This is a genomic window from Planococcus sp. APC 3900 (assembly GCF_030407735.1).
GTDB lineage: Bacteria > Bacillota > Bacilli > Bacillales_A > Planococcaceae > Planococcus > Planococcus notacanthi.
The window spans coordinates 81,607-101,128 of the sequence record NZ_JASDCT010000002.1 but is presented as its reverse complement, the minus strand read 5'-3'; the positions used below and the strand labels follow the sequence as shown (position 1 = coordinate 101,128).

Annotated in this window: 16 protein-coding genes; 3 read left to right on the top strand and 13 right to left on the bottom strand. The window is 44.0% G+C overall.

All coding sequences use genetic code 11. From position 1 onward, the window contains the following. The first annotated feature begins 61 nt into the window (after window positions 1–61). The gene (locus QMA04_RS04555; protein WP_290184193.1) at window positions 62–1,042 is read left to right on the top strand and encodes a GNAT family N-acetyltransferase; all 981 of its coding nucleotides are present in this window, start codon (window positions 62–64) and stop codon (window positions 1,040–1,042) included. Window positions 1,043–1,079: 37 nt separating this feature from the next. On the opposite strand, the gene QMA04_RS04550 is transcribed toward QMA04_RS04555, so the two are convergent. The 9 genes from QMA04_RS04550 to galU all read right to left on the bottom strand — a co-directional run bounded on the left by QMA04_RS04550 (window position 1,080) and on the right by galU (window position 12,024). Further along, window positions 1,080–2,543, bottom strand: coding sequence for a lipopolysaccharide biosynthesis protein (locus QMA04_RS04550; protein WP_290184191.1), 1,464 nt, complete (start codon window positions 2,541–2,543; stop codon window positions 1,080–1,082). Window positions 2,544–2,583: 40 nt separating this feature from the next. Then, window positions 2,584–3,549 carry a glycosyltransferase family 2 protein gene (locus QMA04_RS04545; protein WP_290184188.1) on the bottom strand — a complete coding sequence of 322 codons (966 nt, stop codon included), beginning with the start codon at window positions 3,547–3,549 and terminating at the stop codon, window positions 2,584–2,586. Window positions 3,550–3,850: 301 nt separating this feature from the next. Then, a complete protein-coding gene (gene galE, locus QMA04_RS04540) occupies window positions 3,851–4,816 on the bottom strand; it encodes a UDP-glucose 4-epimerase GalE (protein WP_290184187.1) in 966 nt (321 codons plus the stop codon). 199 nt (window positions 4,817–5,015) lie between these two features. After that, window positions 5,016–6,143: a right-handed parallel beta-helix repeat-containing protein gene (locus QMA04_RS04535; RefSeq protein WP_290184186.1), complete on the bottom strand. Its 1,128-nt coding sequence runs from the start codon at window positions 6,141–6,143 to the stop codon at window positions 5,016–5,018. A gap of 135 nt (window positions 6,144–6,278) precedes the next feature. Beyond that, window positions 6,279–6,542 carry a hypothetical protein gene (locus tag QMA04_RS04530; protein ID WP_290184185.1) on the bottom strand — a complete coding sequence of 88 codons (264 nt, stop codon included), beginning with the start codon at window positions 6,540–6,542 and terminating at the stop codon, window positions 6,279–6,281. Between the two features lie 174 nt (window positions 6,543–6,716). Next, the gene (locus QMA04_RS04525) at window positions 6,717–7,202 is read right to left on the bottom strand and encodes a VanZ family protein (RefSeq protein WP_290184183.1); all 486 of its coding nucleotides are present in this window, start codon (window positions 7,200–7,202) and stop codon (window positions 6,717–6,719) included. A 182-nt stretch (window positions 7,203–7,384) separates the two neighbouring features. After that, window positions 7,385–8,392, bottom strand: a complete 1,008-nt coding sequence (locus QMA04_RS04520; RefSeq protein ID WP_290184181.1) for a peptidoglycan bridge formation glycyltransferase FemA/FemB family protein — start codon at window positions 8,390–8,392, stop codon at window positions 7,385–7,387. A gap of 462 nt (window positions 8,393–8,854) precedes the next feature. After that, window positions 8,855–10,960: an LTA synthase family protein gene (locus tag QMA04_RS04515; RefSeq protein WP_290184180.1), complete on the bottom strand. Its 2,106-nt coding sequence runs from the start codon at window positions 10,958–10,960 to the stop codon at window positions 8,855–8,857. Window positions 10,961–11,142: 182 nt separating this feature from the next. After that, the gene (gene galU / locus QMA04_RS04510; protein WP_191713696.1) at window positions 11,143–12,024 is read right to left on the bottom strand and encodes a UTP--glucose-1-phosphate uridylyltransferase GalU; all 882 of its coding nucleotides are present in this window, start codon (window positions 12,022–12,024) and stop codon (window positions 11,143–11,145) included. A gap of 293 nt (window positions 12,025–12,317) precedes the next feature. Here galU and QMA04_RS04505 point away from each other — a divergent pair, with 293 nt between their 5' ends. Continuing rightward, window positions 12,318–14,705, top strand: coding sequence for an EAL domain-containing protein (locus tag QMA04_RS04505; RefSeq protein WP_483313711.1), 2,388 nt, complete (start codon window positions 12,318–12,320; stop codon window positions 14,703–14,705). A 48-nt stretch (window positions 14,706–14,753) separates the two neighbouring features. On the opposite strand, the gene QMA04_RS04500 is transcribed toward QMA04_RS04505, so the two are convergent. Next, a complete protein-coding gene (locus tag QMA04_RS04500) occupies window positions 14,754–15,947 on the bottom strand; it encodes a cation:proton antiporter (RefSeq protein ID WP_290184177.1) in 1,194 nt (397 codons plus the stop codon). A 169-nt stretch (window positions 15,948–16,116) separates the two neighbouring features. Then, entirely contained in the window at window positions 16,117–16,500 is a 384-nt protein-coding gene (locus tag QMA04_RS04495) for a helix-turn-helix domain-containing protein (protein WP_290184175.1), read from the bottom strand. 193 nt (window positions 16,501–16,693) lie between these two features. On the opposite strand from QMA04_RS04495, the gene QMA04_RS04490 reads away from it, so the two are divergent. Then, the gene (locus QMA04_RS04490; RefSeq protein WP_290184173.1) at window positions 16,694–17,470 is read left to right on the top strand and encodes an SGNH/GDSL hydrolase family protein; all 777 of its coding nucleotides are present in this window, start codon (window positions 16,694–16,696) and stop codon (window positions 17,468–17,470) included. 63 nt (window positions 17,471–17,533) lie between these two features. Here the strand turns inward: QMA04_RS04490 and QMA04_RS04485 are convergent, their stop codons facing one another. Both QMA04_RS04485 and QMA04_RS04480 read right to left on the bottom strand, forming a co-directional pair. Then, the gene (locus QMA04_RS04485; protein ID WP_191713692.1) at window positions 17,534–18,508 is read right to left on the bottom strand and encodes a N(5)-(carboxyethyl)ornithine synthase; all 975 of its coding nucleotides are present in this window, start codon (window positions 18,506–18,508) and stop codon (window positions 17,534–17,536) included. A gap of 580 nt (window positions 18,509–19,088) precedes the next feature. Then, on the bottom strand, window positions 19,089–19,472 hold the full coding sequence (locus QMA04_RS04480; RefSeq protein WP_290184170.1) for a VOC family protein: 384 nt from the start codon (window positions 19,470–19,472) through the stop codon (window positions 19,089–19,091). Between the last annotated feature and the right edge of the window lie 50 nt (window positions 19,473–19,522).

Below are 19,522 nucleotides of genomic sequence, written 5' to 3'. Positions count from 1 at the left end.
TCACCAACCGCTTCTTCTTCTTTTTTTACAGCAGATACCCAAAAAAAGGGGGAAGGATTTTTTGGAGGATTTATATTTCAATATAAAGTATGGTCGTCTTTATGAAGCAATCGAAGGCGGTATGTGTGAAGAATTTATTTTTAGGCACGAACTTGGAACCATCCACCATCTATTCATTAAGCGAAAGATACCTATCGATATTCAAGGCTCCCACTATTACGACTTGACTACCCCATATGGCTACGGCGGCCCTGTCATCACCAAGTTGTTCGATACAGAACGAAAAGAAGAACTTGTTTTCCACTTTTGCCAAACCTTTCAGGCTTATTGTCTGGAACAGAACATTGTCAGCGAATTCGTTCGCTTCCATCCAATAATCAACAACGCTGCAGATTTCAATTCTTGCTATAGTATCCGTTTCAGGCGATATACCACAGGCATCACCTTAAAGGGTTTTGAAGATCCAGTGCAGGAAGAGTTTTCAAGCTCAACCCGCAAAAGAATCCGAAAAGCATTAAAAGACGGTGTGACTTGGCGTGTTACAGTCCATCCACCTGATTTAGAACAGTTCAAAATCATCTACAAAAAAACGATGGAACGAATTGGTGCAAATGAACTCTATTTCTTCAATGACGCCTATTTCTCGGACATTCTTGACTATTTTGGAGATCAATTGATTTTAGTGGAGGCTCTTTTCGATTCTCAAATAATTGGTGCAGAAATCCACTTTCTTTCCGGACCGGTTATCCATACACATCTGTCAGGCACCTTAAATGATTTCAGCCACTTATCGCCTGTTTATGTAATGACCTATGCTATTGCACAATGGGGCAAAGAACACAATGTAGACCTGATCCATTCCGGCGGCGGGATCACCACCGCCCCCGACGACTCTCTCTATTTGTTCAAAAAGAAATTTGGCAAAAATACAGAATTCGATTATCACATCGGCGATAAAATCTGGAACGAAAAAATCTACAGGCAATTGGTCAAGCTAAAAGAAAACGATAATCATACAAAACTTTTTCCGGCCTATCGGTAATTAAAATAACCGGAAAGCAGACAACTCTGCTTTCCGGTTATTTTAATTTGACAAAAATCGATTTTATCAGATCATATATTTTTTTCAGTTCTTTAACTTTTATTATGTTGCTCACAACGGTATAAAGTATAATTCCCGATGGAACCTGTAGTAGCAATGTTACCAGTGGTCCGCCATCCACTAATTCTCCGACTCCCCAAACCACAGCGCCCATCCCAAAAGACAGTAAGTAAACCGGCAGCAGGTCACCCAATTTTTCCATAGCTGGATACGCCACTTCCCTTTTGGAAACATGGCTGTTGACGAAGAACTCAAAATACGTGTTTAAAATAGCTGCTCCGATCAGCCCGATGACCCCCAATTCCAGCCACACTGCCAGGAACAAAAGAATCGTCAATGAAAGTTTATTGATGATCTCTAAATACAGGTAAAGATCCGATCGTCCTTTTACCTGCAAAATACTTAAATCGAGAGCCAAAATGGGGTACAGCATTCCAGCGATGGACAGCAATTGGAAATAAGGCACCATCGGCAGCCACTTTTCACCGAACACCAATAACACTAAAGGTTCCCCTATCGCAGCCATGCCGACCATTACCGGAAAAATGAGGAAAGCGGCAAGCCTGGTGATGTTTTTATAGGACTGTTTCAAGCGTTCGTGTTCATCCTGAATGCTGCTGAGCACCGGATAGGTCACCCGTAATATAGTCGCCGCCAAATTCTGCGAAACAATTTCACTGAAACGGGAGGCATTTGTATAATAGCCCAGCTGCGCCGCTGAATATTGCTTGCCGATAATCAGGAAATAGACATTCGTATAGAAGGTATCAATCATTCCGGAGACAAGAAGTTTCCAGCCAAATCCAAACAAACGCTTGAACGAAGCTAGGCTGAACACCAAAGAAGGCAACCACTTTTTTGTCAGCGTGAACAATAGAGACTGGATGGCATTCATCGATAACTGCCGCAGCACCAGACTCCAAACCCCGTAGCCTGCCAATGCCAACCCCACCGCAAAAAGACCGGACAAAATACTGGAACTTAAATTGATTTTGGCTTGTGTTTTAAAGTTTACCTCTTTGGCGAACATCGCTTTTGGAATGACGGCAAATGCGTTAATGACGATTCCAATTGACAATACACGGACCAGCGCCACCAGCTGCGGTTCGTCGAAAAAACGGCTGATTGCCGGAGCAGCCATGAACAAAATCAAATAAATCAAGAGCGAAACAAACAGATTAAAATAAAAGACGGTCGAGTAATCCGTCTGGCTGGCGTGGCGTTCGCGGATTAAAGCTTGCGTAAATCCACTATCAACCAACGAGTTTGACAAGGCAATAAATACCAAAATCATGCCGATCAACCCAAAATGTTCGGGCAGCAACAGCCGCGCCAAAATAATCTGGATGAGGAACTGTATGCCTTGGTTGCCTATCAGGTCACCAAAACTCCATATCAGACCGCTAATTATTTTTTTCTTCAATGATGGTTGTGGTTCCATTTAACGGTCTCCTATCCCCCAGTCCTTCTTAGCGCTCTATTTACTGGACAAATTTCCACTTTACTCTGCGGATGCTTTCAGTAACATTCGGGAAATAGCGCTTCATTCCCATTAAGACACGTTGTTTTGTGCCAAGATCCAAGTAGATTTGGCGAAATTCACCGCTTTTCGCTTCTTTGAATTTCCTCTGCTCCACCAAAAGCGAAAATCGGTAGCCCCGTTTCGCTTTTTCCAATGCGCCGTTATATTGAAAATTCGTATACTCATTGATTTCATCAAACATTTTTTCCATATCGTGATAATGGTTGATGCGCTTCATACTGGTCGCCAGCTCACGTTCTGTCCAAGACCCTTTCACCCCGACGCGGTAAGCGGACATATTGTCATCCAAATAATCCACCGTTCCATGAAGCGCAGCTAAAATAACCATCGGATAGTCGCCTACCGTCGCATTTAAATAAAACGGAGCCAATTCCGGAATTTTTTCTTTTGAATAAACCATCGAATTTGTGGCTACCAGGTCCCCTCCGCCTTCTATGACGCGTTCCATGGATAAAATGGCATTGGCCTTCTCGGGCCGCACTGTGGAAAGGATTTTTTTCTTATCCGATAAAACCCGGTCGGCTGCATGGACAGTCATGCTGCAATTCGGATGCGCCTCCATATAATCAATCTGTTTTTGCAATTTATAAGGATCCGTCCAATAATCGTCCCCTTCGCAAACAGCGATATACTTTCCGTTCGCCCGGTTGTGGTTGAACAATTCCACACGGACTCCTTTTGAGTATTGGTTTTCGGTTTGGTAAATTGGTTTAATCAGATCAGGATAGCGATTTTCATACTCTCGGATGACACGCGGCCCTTGATCGGTTGAGGCATCGTCATAAATCAAAATTTCAAAATCAAAATTTGTTTTCTGCATCAAAAAGCTGTCGATTGCTTCAGCAAGATAATCCCCGTGGTTATAGCTTGTACAGACAACGCTGACTAATGGATTCTTATTCATAAGTTTCTCTCCTCTTAATGTAATTTGGGGATTGAGTGATAAGGGGTAATAGCTATCTTAAAAATGGAGGAAGCAAACAAATTCGAAACCATTACTATATACTCAGTTCCGTTTTGTTTTTCCCATTCTATCACAAACAATAGGTTTAAATATAGATAATTCGCTCTATTTAGAAAATAAATTATGTTATTTAAATTTCAGCGCTTTTAATCATCAAAAGTGTTTGATCGCCCTTAGTTTACAGGCATAAAAAATCCCTTGAGCGTTTGGATGCTCAAGGGATCTTTTCAACTGTTATTTTTCACTTTGAATGCCACGCCCAGGCGCTGGAAATGATGGCTTCCAAATCGAATGCCGGTTTCCAGCCTAAAGCCGCTGCAATTTTAGTGGAGGAAGCGACCAATGTAGCCGGATCTCCTGCGCGCCGATCAGCATATTCAATCGTTGCTTTCCGTTCTGCAATCGATTCGCAAGCTTTAATGATTTCATTCACCGAGTAACCTGCTCCGTTGCCGAGGTTATACGTTTCATTCGCAATTTCCCCTTTGGCCATCCCCTCATATGACAGGATATGCGCACGCGCCAAATCGGTGACATGGATATAATCCCGAACACAAGTACCGTCAGCCGTGTCGTAATCCGTACCAAATACTGAAATTTTTTCACGTTGGCCCAAAAGATGCTGAAGCACTATCGGAATCAAATGTGATTCAGGGTCGTGGCTTTCACCAATCGTACCTGACTCATGCGCACCTGCCGCGTTAAAATAGCGGAGCACGACATATTGAAAATCGTGAACATGCGCAATGTCAGCCAATACCTGTTCCACCATCAGTTTAGAGTGGCCATATGGATTGATCGGCTTGTTAGCTGTTTCTTCCGTAATCATCTCGGTATCGGGAATGCCATACGTGGCGGCTGTCGACGAAAAGATAAAGCGCTTAACCTTATGTTCAATCATTTTCTCAAGTAACACGAGCGTCGCACTGACGTTATTGCGGTAGTACTTCAACGGATTTTCCACCGATTCGCCTACTAGACTATTGGCCGCAAAATGGAACACGGCGTCGATTTGATAGTCCGTAAAAATGCGATCAAGCACCGCCCCGTCGCCCAAATCCCCTTTCACAAAAGTCGCCCGCTCATCAATCAACGATTCAAAGCCGGTAGTCAAATTATCCAGCACTACCACTTCATATGTATCAACCAATTCTTTCACTGTATGGCTGCCGATATATCCGGCGCCTCCACAAACTAGTATTGCCATAAATCCATTTCCTCCTCTATCTAATAAAAGTTGCTCATTGCCTCAATTATACCATTTGGAGTAAATCTGCATGAAAGTATTTCCAGAAGAATTAGCTGACCGCACCTCACATGGCTTCAAGTGCACCTCAACAGGTGATTTCTTTTGTCCATAAAAAAACGTTTCCTCTGAAGCCATAGCCGCCTTCAGAGGAAACGTGTTAACTTTCGTCTTTTGGTACAAAATAATTTTGGCTTTCGTAAAGTTCCAGATCTTCTTTCGGCAGAATCAGATTGCCTGGGTTCAAAGTATTTCCAATAACAACATGGCCATCACCCGCTCCAACGTAGATGCCATAAGAAGATTTTTCCCGTGGGTCAACAACTATATTGTTCAGGATTTGCGTATCGTAGCTTGGCAATTGAAGATTCTCACCGCCATCACCGCCTCGGACAGCGATATTGTATTCATTGTCAAAAGCTATGTTCGACTCAATGATGTTCCCTTCCGATCCATTTTTAACATCAATGCCATAGTAAAAACCGCTGACTGTGTTGTTCTCAATTAGGCTTCCGATTTCACTTTCTACCGTGATGCCCTGCTGATCCGTGTAATCCGGGCGGTCTTCAGTAACCATGCAGTTGACTACATGATTATCTTCGCCACCTCCATACAAAGATAAATGGCCGTCACCGGAATTCCGCACCACGCAGGAATCAATAACATTCCGGCTTGAATCAAAATTGATGATACCCGATCCATAATTGAATTCTGATGTCACTTTCAGTACAAGATTATTATTTGAATGATTGAGATGGACCCCTTGAGAAAAATTTTTCAGGTAGGTGCCTTCAATCGAGCTATTGTCTGTATAGAGAAACAGGATGGCAATATGTGAAGTTAAAGATCCGTCTTCCGGCAATCGCTCCCCCATTAAAGTACCGCCTTTCAGGTGGACGTCTTCTGTTTCATTTATCCAAAACACACCGTATTCATCATCTGTATCTGTTTGAAAAATAACTTCATCCATAAGAATTGTGATCGGCTTTGAGATCTTTAAGGCAAAATAGCTGTCCCCGTAGCCAGTAACCGCTTTATAATCAGGGTTTTTGCTTAGCAGATAGACGCCTGGTGGAATTTCCAGCGTTCCTCCTGCTGGAGTTTCGTCGATGGCGATTTGAAGTTCCTCTGTTTTATCGACCGGCTCCTCCAAATTTGCACTATAGCCTTCTCCGGCGCTGTGCTCCTCATCTTCCTTCATCAATTTTTCAACTACAAAAAAGAAAAAACTGAAGCTCGCAATACTTATGAGCACTAGAAGAACTGCTCCGGTTGTTTTTATATTCATGCCAATCACCTCCCTCTAAACAAACTATTCTTATTTCTCATCATACAGAATATAGGCGAAAAATAACAGTTTGATATCTGATAATTCAATATATAAGTATCAATAAGGAAAATAGAACTAAAAAATACCACATCTTCAGAGTTGCTCTGATGGATGTGGCACTTTTCTTTCTTTATGATTTTTTTGAGATTCCGCTTCTTCAATAACCAGTGTTGCCTCCTGAATGGATTCCTTCCCGCGAGAAAGTAATTCCTGACGATGACTGTTGGCCACATTTTCTCTTTTCGAGCTCGCTTTTCCCAAAGAAAAGACAACGGCCAGGACAAAAATAAAGCCGCCGGTAATTAAAGCCCACATGCGATCCACCTCTTTTTCCGCAACCTTGCTGCTACCATTCATACTCTACTCCTTGTAATTTCTGAAATACCAATCTCGTAAAACTGCTCCAAACAAGCACGAAGCTTTCCTTATTTATACCATCTTACGATAAATTTTTGGCATTTACTAGGTTCATTTTTCACAGAAAGGTGAATAACGATGAATCTAATGACATATGACAGGCAACAAAAACTATTATAATTCCGCTTTTATCTGTTTATCGTTGTAATTCTTCCATAAACTAACCATTTTCGCAGCGATTATGTAGACCACCACTCCAACCGCAGCACCTGTGCTATCAATGAGAACATCTCTAGCTTCACCGCTCCGTCCTTCGATAAACAATTGATGGATTTCATCGGTCACTGCAAACAGCACGCACATCCCGAAGCCTAAAAACAATTGTTTCCAACCTCGGAACCCACTGCTTTTCCAGGCATTCAAACTCAGCAGGCTTAAAAATAAATACGCCATAAAATGAGCGTTTTTCCGGACAAAGGTATGGAAGCTTTCCACATTCAATTCAAGGTTCGGAGCTACTTGATCGATAAAATTCAAAAGTGCCGCTACAACGCCTGAACTCAAATCACTTGATGCGGAGCCTGGCTGATGCGACAAATAAAAAATGACAGCCATCCACGAAAAGGCGGCAATCCAGGAAACACTTCTATATACAGTCATTTTACAAATCCTTTACTAGTAGAATCGGTTTATAGCATTGGGTTTATTATAGCATTCGCCATCAATAAACTTCACCTGACATAAGTACTCAATCCTAGAATCATTATTTGCCCCACACTTTTACCGAACTAAAAAAAGCCTGCACCAAGATGCAGGCTTTTCACTAGAGAACCTAGTGGTTTTTAAGGAACAATATATTCTTTAAGACTCTTCTTTGAAAGGTATGTCGGAAATGATCCTGTTCCCACTTCTTCCCCCTCCGTTTTGCAAAGCAGTTCATAGACTTTCCGGTTCCATATCTTATAGCTGACATAGTACTCGAATTCCGTATGTTTTCCGAATTGTTTTTTCAGCAAGTACAAAGGATCATCGATTTCACCTGTGACACCGCCTTCGTGGATCAGTTCTATTCCATTTTCTTTTCCCCACGTCACTAATGCATAGCGCATGACAAATGCCGGAGACAGATGATGGAATTCCTCCATGGTACCGGACAGGTGGATATGGATAAATTTATCGTAGACCATATTCAACCCCATTGCGATCGCTTGGCCTTCATATAGAATTTCCACTAATAAAATATGTTCACCTAAATGCTCGAGCATCTCTTTGAAATAGTCATCATTGAAATAATAGACAGCCTCAGCATTTTTCCTGCCCATCGTGCGATAGTAAATGCGCTTGAATTCTTCCAAATCAGGTGGATTCACTGTCACTCTATACTCCACGCCTGCCGCCAACGCCTTTCGGATGCTTTTTTGCTTAGACTTGGAAAACTCCGATTTGATCGGATCTTCGTAATCCTTTAAGTTTGTTCCGGTAGTGTAACGGCGGAATGTCAATTCATAGCTGCTGTTAAAATCCTGTGCATTTGTAAATAAAGGATGAAAACGGACAAATTCACTGACGATGTTCTCTTTTCGGCAATATTCTTCAAAGGCGTCGTGGAACGCTTGAACCAATTGGCTTTCGCTGCCTTCTTGGCAATCGATGATTCTTGGTCCTCCATAGCCATAAGGGGTACTGATGTCATAATAGGACTCTTCATTGATGCATATCGGAATAAGCCGTTTGATGAACAAGTGGCTGACATTCCCTAATGGATGCTGGAATTCAAAAACTTCGCATGTCCCCTGCTCAATCTTTTCATATAAACGCCCATAATCACGTTCAAAGTAAATATCTTTCACCTGGGCCTTGCCTCCTTGTAGCTGTTCTTTGCCAATAGCAAAGTCAGTATTCTTGTTGAATTTCCAACTGTTTACATTATTTCATCTATAGTTAGATAGTTTATCATACTTCCAAAGAATTTCCACTAATAATACTGATTTTTTAGATTATTTGAACTACTTAATTTCAAAATAAGTTGATCGATCCCTGAAATTTTGTTTAGTGACTGAAAAAAGAACAAGCTCTACTGCAAGGTAGAAGCATATGACAATGGCTCTCCTCTCCTAAACAAATAAGCTGGCGCCTTCGACTAATCAAATCTTTATAATATTTATCATTTGCAGTTTCCATGATTTATCAGATACTCATGGAGGGTACTTATTAAATATGTGAGGATATTTTCATGTGAATTTATGGAGATAACTCCGCTGATACTATCCAATTAGTGAAAAAGCAGCGGCCCGATAATTCGGCCGCTGCTTTTACTGTCTGCTCGTTACAACAGTTTCTTCAATTGTAAATTCAGACGTTTCTTTTAATACGGCTCCTCTGGAGTTGTAGACAACCACTTGAATCGCTGCATCTTCTTCCACTTGATCTTTCAACACACTGAATACGGCCAAACCTTGCTCTGCTGACTGCCATTCTACAGGAACAGGTTCACCATCAACCAAAACCTCTGAAAATCTGGGAGCCCCTTCAACATAAAATTCATAGGAATCTGTAGTTTCCAGCACTTTCTGCGCATGCATTTCAGGGTAAAGCCCTAAGTGGTAATCCGCAGAAGGCCTTCTGACAAGGTCCGGCATCAAGTATTCTGAATAACGCTTGCCATGAAGCAGATCGTATTGGATCATCTGCAGGTCTTTCATCTGCTGGGTCTGCGGACCCATTTCACTTTGCCATTGATTGTACGGAATTACCGAATCTCCTTGTTCACGCATATCGTCCAGTATCGCTGTCACCTTATTGCCCTGGACTCCTGCCATTTCGAGCGCCAAAGCACTGAACTGGTTAGGTGTAACATCCAGCTCTGCGGGTTGGTTTCCATCGGATTTCCAGATGAAATACGGCACTTTATGGGTGGCAATAAAATCGTCGTAATCCCCCAGCATGTCGTTTGCGATGCCTGTGCCCGCTTCTCCATACATCGCTTCATTATCTGTAAAGGACGGATAATGATCTCCGAAAAACACCAGGATTGCCGGCTCGCCACGCGCTTCGATCTCTTCCACCATTCGCCCGAGTTCGGCATCAGCACCATGTACTTTCCCCGTATAATTGGCTAAATACTGTTTTGTTTCCTCCGGCAACGTGCCGCTATTCATAAATTCCGATTGCTCGGTTTTGTAATAAGGACTATGGCCTTCAGCAGCCACTGCATGAATAAAATCCGGTCCTTCGGTTCTGTCCAGCGTCGCTATGACTGAATCGGTTATGTGCTTGTCTTTTGGAAACCCTTTTCCGGGATCGTTGGGTTGGTCTAAATCCATGAATTCACCCGAGATAAAACGGTTAAAGCCCATTTGGCGATACACCGATTCACGCTGGTAAAACCAGCCGAAGTAGGAATGGATTGCTGTTGTTTCATAATTCGCTTCCCTGAAAGCATAAGCCGCGGACGGCAACGGCTTGGTAATATACAACTGGTACGGCACGAAATTCGCCGGCATAAACTGCATACTGAAGCCAGTCAACGCCTCGAATTCTACATTGGCCGTCCCACCCCCGAATTCTGAGGAATACATTCCGCCATGCAGTGATTCCTTATAGAGACGGCGGAAATTAGGGACTGGATCTTTAGCAAAATGCTGCTCCCCAAATAAATATGGATCAACGAACGATTCACTCATCAGGAAAATGACATTCGGTTTTTCTCCGCCCGTTCTTTCATCCGGCTGGTACTTTTCCGCAATGGTTTTCATGTTATCTGCAGAAAAACCTTCAGGCGGTTCAATTCGGGAATTTTTAGCCAGCATGACGAAGTTGCCGAAGACGCCGTTGCGCATCAGTGCTAATTCCAACTTCCACCACGTATTTTCAAAGTTCGCGTTTTCCATTGGAGAGGCCGGCTTGTCGGTCCACATCATCACCAGGAACAACACGGAAACAAGAAAAACTCCTGTCTTCAGAATCCAATTTTCCTTCAGCTTCGGTACACAAAATAGAATTGCTGCAACCAACACAATAAAAGCCAAACCAATGCCCGCCAGCAACGGAACATTGATGCCAACCGGCTGCTCCAGACTGCCCAATTCTTTCAGCAATGCAAAATCCCCGACTGAGATCGGCGAGCTGCGGAGCTCCATTTTCACTTGATTGGCATAAGCGAAGACAACCAAAAAACCACTCAGCAACAGGCTCGTAACCATGAACCATTTTCTTGGCAGAATATACAATAGATTGAATAATGCCAGCATCAGCAGCACATTGACCATAAAGCGCTCCGGCAATTCCGCCACCCATTCCCGCAGCGGCAAAGTCAGCACTTCACGGACCAGCCGTTCACTGACATACAATGTTGCAAGCGGCAAGCCGACCATGAAGAAAAGCATCAACAGCCACACCGCTATTTTTTTGAAACTCAAATTTCTCACCACTTCAAACACTCATTTCTTTTAGAGTCGATTATAAAAATTTCAAATCCTATTCCAATGGATATAGAACCTTTCCAGTGTACCATTATCTGCCGGCTGCAATAACCGGCTGCAGGCAAAAAAACGCTTCGCCTTAGTGGCTGAAGCGCTTTGCTTTATCTATACACAGGCCATCACTTTTCGTTGATATACGACTCTTTTAACTTTTCATCAAATAACTTCAGCAACCGATCTTTCAATTCAGGGCGCTTCAACGCAAATTCAATGGTCGTTTCGATAAAGCCGTATTTCTCACCAACGTCAAAACGACGTCCTTCAAATTCATAGGCATAGACCGATTGGACTTCATTCAGCATTTGAATAGCATCCGTCAGTTGGATTTCGCCGCCTGCGCCAAGCTGGTGGCGGCCCAAAAACTCAAAAATTTCCGGTGTCAGGATGTAACGCCCCATAATGGCATAATTCGAAGGCGCCGTTCCCGCGGCGGGCTTCTCGACGAAATTATCAACTTTGATCAATTTCCCGTCAATTGAAACAGGATTGATGATGCCGTAGCGGTGGGTTTCATCTTCCGGCACCTGCTGAACACCGATAATGCTTTTGCCGGTCTCTTCATTTTGCTTCATTAACTGACCCAGACAAGGCTCTTCATTCTCCACAATGTCATCGCCCAATAAGACAGCAAACGGTTCATTGCCGATAAAGCGGCGCGCAGACCAAATAGCATGTCCGAGGCCCAGCGGCTCTTTTTGTCGGATGTAATGGATTTCGACAGTAGATGTTTCCAAAACAGAATCCAGCATATCGGTCTTGCCTTTTTTCAACAGCGTATCTTCAAGTTCGAAAGCATGATCGAAATGGTCTTCAATCGCACGCTTGCCTTTGCCCGTTACGATGATGATATCTTCAATTCCCGAAGCGATCGCTTCTTCGACTATGTATTGAATAGTGGGTTTATCAACGATGGGCAACATTTCCTTCGGCATGGCTTTTGTCGCTGGCAAGAATCGTGTTCCGAGCCCCGCAGCCGGAATAATCGCTTTTTTGACTTTCATCTCTTCACCTTCCCAATCCACATTTTTGACTGATACAACTCATTGCATACATTTTGCTGAATCCGAACAATGTTCTACAAATAGACCAAATTATTTTCTTTATTTTCCATTTACTATTCAGTATAAAGCAGTCTGAGCAATTAAGCACCCTTGAGTTGACAGAAATTTAAATTTATTATCAAAACAGTAGTAAGATGCTAAAATAAATGGACTATAGGTCTATAAATCTATTAATAACTTCCTGTTTTTTCTGTATAGTCAACCCTAAACACCCATTCAAGTTAAAAGAAAGAGTGAAATTTTTGAACTTATTACCATTATCTTACGATTGGCCATTATTTGTTTTATCCATTGCTGTCGTTTTCATTTCTGCTTATACAGCTTTAACTATAAGCAGCACATTATTTTCCACTGTCGGCAGAGATCGGGTTAAATGGATTCTTCATGGCGCTCTGGTCATGGGCCTTGGAATTTGGTCCATGCATTTCATCGGCATGCTGGCTTCCCATGTATCAGTGGAGGTCACTTATCATACACCCTTAGTCATTCTTTCTATTTTCCCTGCCTTATTTGCCAGCGGAATTGCCTTTGCCATCACCAGCAAACCACAAGTCCGCAAAATAGAAGTGGCCATAGGTGCCATAATGATTACAATCGGCATTATTGCCATGCATTACAGCGGTATGGCAGCTATGCAGATGCAGGCCAACATCCAATACGATGTGCCTTTGGTTATCCTGTCAGTTTTCGTCGCTTTGGCCGCTTCGCTCCTGGCGATGTTCCTGCTGTTTTATGCGCGGGCACGCAGCAAGCTGATTGGACTGAAAGTCGTTAGTGCAGCATTGATTGCCATAGGCGTTTCAGGAATGCATTATGTCGGCATGGCAGCTGTGCAATTTAAAATGGATTCACACACACATACAATGGCCGGAAATACGATGGGCAGCAGTTATATTGCCTATAATGTCGGAATTGGGATGGCGCTGATTTTGCTGATTGCCATTACCAGCATCCGCAGTGAGACGAAAGTGAAGTCGCTGTCAGACGATTACGATCGCCAATTCCACTCGGTCATCGAGTCCACTGCAGACGGCATTGTCGTTACAGATGCTGCAGGAACCATTAGCCAATGGAATAATGGAGCTCAATCGCTTTTCGGCTACAGTAAAGAAGAGATCCAGCAACAGAATGTCCGAATGATTTTCGAACATCAAACTCATCCGGAACACGATTCATTGGACCTGATCGGCAAAACCATTGAATTGATTGGCTTTAAAAAAGATGGCACCCGATTTCCAGTGGAATTGTCCATGGGCACTTGGCAGATGGCGAACAGCGCTTATTACAGCCTGATCATCCGGGACATCACCGAACGGAAAGCAACAGAAGAGAAAATCAGCAATCTCGTTTATTTGGATTCCTTGACCGAACTGCCGAACCGGCGCTTATTCAACGATCGTCTCGAGTCGTCAATCGATCAGGCAGCAGGCAATGGGAAAGTGCTGTCTATCCTTTATCTGGACCTTGACCAATTTAAACTGATCAACGACACTTATGGCCATCAAACCGGGGATCGCCTGTTGGTTGAGGCAAGCACACGCATCAAATCCTGCCTTTCAAAAACAGATACGCTAGCACGCCTTGGCGGCGATGAATTCATCGTATTGCTGCTGAATGCGGATTACACGAAAACAGAAGCGGTTGCACAAAAAATTCTCGGTGCGCTGAACGAACCTTTCCTATTAAATGATGAGACCGTCTTTACTACTTCGTCAATCGGCGGCAGCCTCTTCCCTTCTGATGGCCAGTCACCGGAAATACTGGTCAAGAATGCCGACATCGCCATGTACCGCGCCAAAGAGGAAGGGCGAAACAACTTCCAATTCTTCACTTCCGAAATGAATGAGTTGGTCTCACGGAAATCCAAAATTTCCATGAGTATCCGTAAAGGATTGGAGCTTGGCGAGTTTACGGTCCATTACCAGCCGCAGATCGACATCACGTCCGAAAAAATCATCGGCGTCGAAGCGTTGGTCCGCTGGAATCACTCGCTTTTGGGACCGATTTCTCCAGCAGAATTCATTCCCATCGCGGAAGAAAACAGCATGATTCTCCAGATCGGCGAATACGTTCTCCATACGGCCTGCCAGCAGAATAAATCCTGGCAGGATGCTGGTTTAGACCCTTTCCGTGTAGCTGTAAACATTTCTGCAAAGCAGTTTTCCCAAGGTAATATCGCTGAAATCGTTACATCCGCTTTGTACCAGTCAGGGCTTGCTCCTGAGTTTTTGGAACTCGAATTGACTGAAAGCATCATCCAAGGAACAGCTTCCGCCATTTCAAAAATGCAGGAATTGAAAGCTATGGGCATCCATTTGTCGATTGATGATTTCGGCACGGGTTATTCCTCCTTGAGCTATTTGAAAATGTTCCCGATTGATACATTAAAAATCGACCAGCATTTCACACGCAATATCCACAGCAATCCCAAAGACGCGGCTCTGGTTGATACCATCATTCAGATGGCCCATAACCTGGAGCTGAATGTGATTGCAGAAGGGGTGGAAACGTCGGAACAACTGGCTTTTTTGAAAACCAAAAAATGCAACCAAGCTCAGGGCTATTTTTTCCATAAACCGATGCTTCCTGAAATGATTGAAGAATTATATGTAAAAGCATAAACAGAGCAGCCCCCGTGCAGAAGCCTTAGCTTCCATACGAGGGCTGTTTTATTTTGATTCCAATAATTTAGACAAAGGATGGATGCCCAGACTCTGGATGATCAGCGACAAGATGACCACGGAAAAACTGAGTGAAATCAACTCATCTGCAGCGCCTCCCGCCGCCATCACCCCGAGCTGGAGCAAGAGGAAAACCGACATCGAACCGCGTATGCCGGACCAGGAAATAAGCAGCGCTTTTTTCCAGATCGCTTCATGCTTAGTACCAGCCAACAGCTTGAACGTACCGCCGACGATCACAAAACGAATCGCGATACTGACGAATAAAATAAGGATGGCCAATAGCCAATTGTCCCAGACCAGATGCTCTGTCGCTTCAATGCCGATCAGTAAAAACAGCAGCGACAATAAGGAAGGTTCGACCACATCCCAAAATCCGGATAAGGCCTCCCGGTAATGGTCTTCCTTATTGGCATGGGAAAATTCCCAGGACAGCATGATGCCTGCTGAAACAGTCGCCAAAACACCCGAAAACCCGAAGCTTTCGGCCAGCTGAAAAGCCCCGTATGCCAAAGCGATACTTAGCATGACCTGGTAATCCCGGTGATGGGTGATATGGACGGCTTTGCTCAATAGCCACCCCACTGCAACGCCAAGAATAACACCGCCTGCCGAGACATAGAAAAACTCACCCAATGCCGACAGCACATCAAACGATTGCGATTCAAGATAGATCCCTGCCAATACACTGAACAAAACGATGCTGGTGCCGTCATTGATCATGGATTCTCCATCGACGATATCGGCGATGCTCTTGTCAGGCGAAGACTTTTTCAGGATTGAGACGACCGAAGCCGGATCTGTCGGCGCCAGAACTGCCGCAATCACCATCGCCCCTGCCAACGAGATGGAAAAGAACCAGCCCCCGATCCAATAGACCGCCAAACCGACCAACGCGATCGTCAATCCAAGTCCGACAGTACTGAGCAATCCGATGATGCCGGCATTTTTCCGCAGCGCGTCTGTAGAGAACTGATAAGCCGATACAAATAAAAGTCCCGGCAGAAAAACATCATAAATCATCGTTTCCGTCACTTCAATCTCCTTGAAATAAGGCAGGAATGACAAACCGATGCCAATCAGCACGAGTACAACCGGCACCGGAAAGTTCTCTTGTTTTTTATCAACTGTAAATGCCAAATAACCGATGCACAATAAAACCGTCGCCAAAGCCGCCGTCATGCCTATCTCCTCCAATACTTCCAGTTCGATTACTTGGGTCTCTTCCCTTGAAAAGGCCATTTCAAACGAAGAGCTGAATCGATGGCTGCTCTACTTCCAAGTGACTGCCCGGCACTCTGTGCCCACTAAAAAAAGCATCCATCCATTGATGGCTGCTTTGCACTTTTTATTAACCCTCTTTCAAGTCCGCAACCCGTCCTTGAAGCTGATCAGCTTCTTCTTTTAAGCGGCGTTTGACCTGTAGATAAGAGGTTACTTCTGCAAGTTCTTCTTGATTCACCGGCTGGTCATCTACAACCAGTTTGATGGAATTCAAATCCGTTAGGTTTAGAAGGTCCAATGTGTCAGAGATTTGTTCCCGCTCCAATAAGAAATCGACAGTTACTTTATAATAATCGGCCAATATTTCCAGATGGGAAACACTTACCTGCTTTTTGCCGCTTTCATATCCCCAAATCACTGTTTTTGCAAAACCCAATGCAAGCGCCAGCTCGTCTACACTCAGCTGATTGTCTTCTCTCAATTTTTTCAATTTCTCTCCTATTTGCTTCATTTCCGGCGCCTCCTTTATACCCGTGACAGTTATACATTACTTATATTGTTCCCCATTATAACCGTTTAAAACTATGAAAACAGTCCATCCAAGGGATTTAAGGCTGAATACTCATAAAAATTCTGAAATTTTAGTTAATTGTACTAACATGTATGGTAATATGTAATTACGTTTACTAAGAAAGGTAGGTAATATGATGCTCAATAAGTTAGTTTACGTACTTATCATTAGCCTAATCCTTGTGATTATCATCGGTGAAACCAACTTCGGCAATATCGAAATCACAGAAGAAACAGCACTCCTCCCTGAAACAAGCGGCGCTCAGGCAGTGGCCGCCGAAGAACCCGGGACGTTTGCGGAAAAACTGGCTGCAGGAGATTCTGTCACCATCGTCTTTCTAGGCGATTATGTGACGTCCCCCGATTCGCTGCCGGATGGCAATCCGAATCATGTGGCATTGCTGGAAAAATGGTTCGAATCCAATTATCCGGATCAAGCAACAATCGTCAACGCCGGGATGAATGCCAATACTGTTTCCCATATGAAACAGCGCATTGGCAGTGACGTCTTGAATCATTCACCTGATTTGGTCGTCATTTCCGCAGGACTGAACGATGCACTCGGCGGCTGGAGGATTCCGGTTGAAGAGTATGCCAAAAACTACGGAGTGATGTTAGAGGAAATCACGGCATCGGGTGATACGGAAGTACTGATCCGCACGCCGAACCCGACTACTTCTGTCGGGGACAATAGAGAGATGATGCCTTATATGAAGGCAAGCGAAGCGTTGGCTGCTGCCAACAACGTTCATTTCTTTGATTTCTATCAAGTGATGGCTGCTGAAATCCATAGTGATGCCATCTCCCAAACGGCATTGATGCAGAATTCGCTGTACCCAAATACGAAAGGGCAAGCTTATTTGTTTGATAAGCTTAAAGTTTACATGGCTACGGAACTGATCGGTAAGTAAGAGGTCAATAAAAAACAGCCGCTCCGACGAAATCAATGATTTCACTGGAAACGGCTGTTTTCTTTATTTCACTAATAGGTTTCTGGCTTCTCTGAACTCTTTAATGTGGTGATCAATGATGTGGCCGTTTTCGATGACGACGGCATCACGGATCATGTCGGTCCAATTGCCTTCGACAAAGTTATCGACCATTGGGGAAAATCCTTCGCTCAGCACTTTCGTGACTGTGTGCGGGAACATTGCCGGCGTGTTGTCCACCGTGTAATGGATGATGCCATCCACTGTATAGACGGGATCATCGATGGTCGACGGACGGGACGTTTCGATTTCCATGTTCGGGTCACAGCTGACGTCGACGATCATCGCTCCTTTTTTCAGGCGTTTCAGATCTTCCTTATAAATGATGCGGTCTGTACGTGTCGTATCCCACATAACGCAGTTGACCAGCACATCGTAATTGCCCATGTTCTTGATGAACAGGGATTCCAGCTTGCGCCCGTAGACATCAACATCGGCACCTAAGCCGTGAAGAATGCGCAGCACACCTTTTGTCGTATGGCCATTTCCAAGAACCGCCACTTTCGTTTCGTAAGGCATTTTGCCGCAATATTGATACGCTTGAAGAATCGCCGCTTCTCCGGCAACTTCGCGGTTGCGGTAAAAGATGTAACGGCCGTCTTCGAACATTTCTTCCCAAGCGACCACTGTATGGTCTCCTGCAAGCACCGAATCTGTAAAGGCGATATCCTGAACGGCATGCGCCCAACCGATCAACAGTTTACCAGGTGTCAATTGATCGAAATAATCCGCGTTGCCCAGTTTCACATCGACAATGGCGTCACATTGGAGCACTTCTTCACGTGAAACGAATTGAGCGCCTGACACTTCATACTCGGCATCCGAGTAGCCCAATGCCTCGCCGTATCCTACTTCAAAAAATAACTGCTTGATGTTTTTGATATTCGGCATATCCTGCGGCAAAAGCGCTCTTCTTTTTTCATTGTTTTTGTGGCTGATGACAAATCCTATTGTGTACATAATAAACCTCCAATTAATGAACTGATGGTGAATCCTGATCGGCTGATAATAGACATTTCATACAGAATCGACCGGACAACCCTCAAAAATTGTCGAGTGAGTTAATATATTAATATCGTTTCCGTATAGCTGATCTATTTTGAATCATACCATATACCGGAAAAAATATAAGTACTTTGAAGCGTATCTATTAAATATATTTTTTTGATGCAACAACGCTATTTTTCGTCTGGAACAGGAAATGGAATTCCTGAATAAGCAGCTTTTCGTCCGTTATCTACAGAACCCGAAAAACGTTTTAATCATAATTCCATTACTTATAGACTGTAATTCTGGTCGCGGAGATTATAAGGAGGTGGCGTCACTATTCTTTAAATGCGAGACCAGCTATTCTTCCAGTTGTTGGACATACAGTCCAAACTCCGGCATATACAGTCCATTGGATACAAATACTGTCCGATTGAGGAAAATACGATCCGTTCTCACCTGAATACTGTTCAACACCCTAAAACCGCCGGATGCCCAACACGAGAAAGCGCAGGTCTGCGCTTTCCGCTTTTTTCTCTAGGCAGCAGCTTTTTCAGATCTGGCTCAGTCCGCAAAAAGCGCCGGCTGGGTACTCAATAATAGCGTAGCTGCCTGAAACGATAGCGCCTTCAGGTTCACGGTGGACGATGCCGCCGCGGTTTTGGCAGGCTTCGAGGCTTTGTTTCAGGTCCGCAACCGCGAAATAGACAATCCATAACTGCGGCAATCCTTCATTGATTCCCGCTTGATGGCAAATCCCTGCAGCCGGATTGCCGTCCGGCGTGTTCATCATGTAATCGGCATAGTCCCCCATCTGAAAATCACTATGTCCCCACCCCACGACTTCCTTATAAAAATCGCGGACCGTTTCTGCATGATGTACCGTTAAATCTGAAGAAATGATGGAACCTGGCTGTACTTTGTTTTCTTCTTCCACTGGAAACACTCCTTTACGTCGTTTTCAGATGCATTCGCCACAAAGATTTC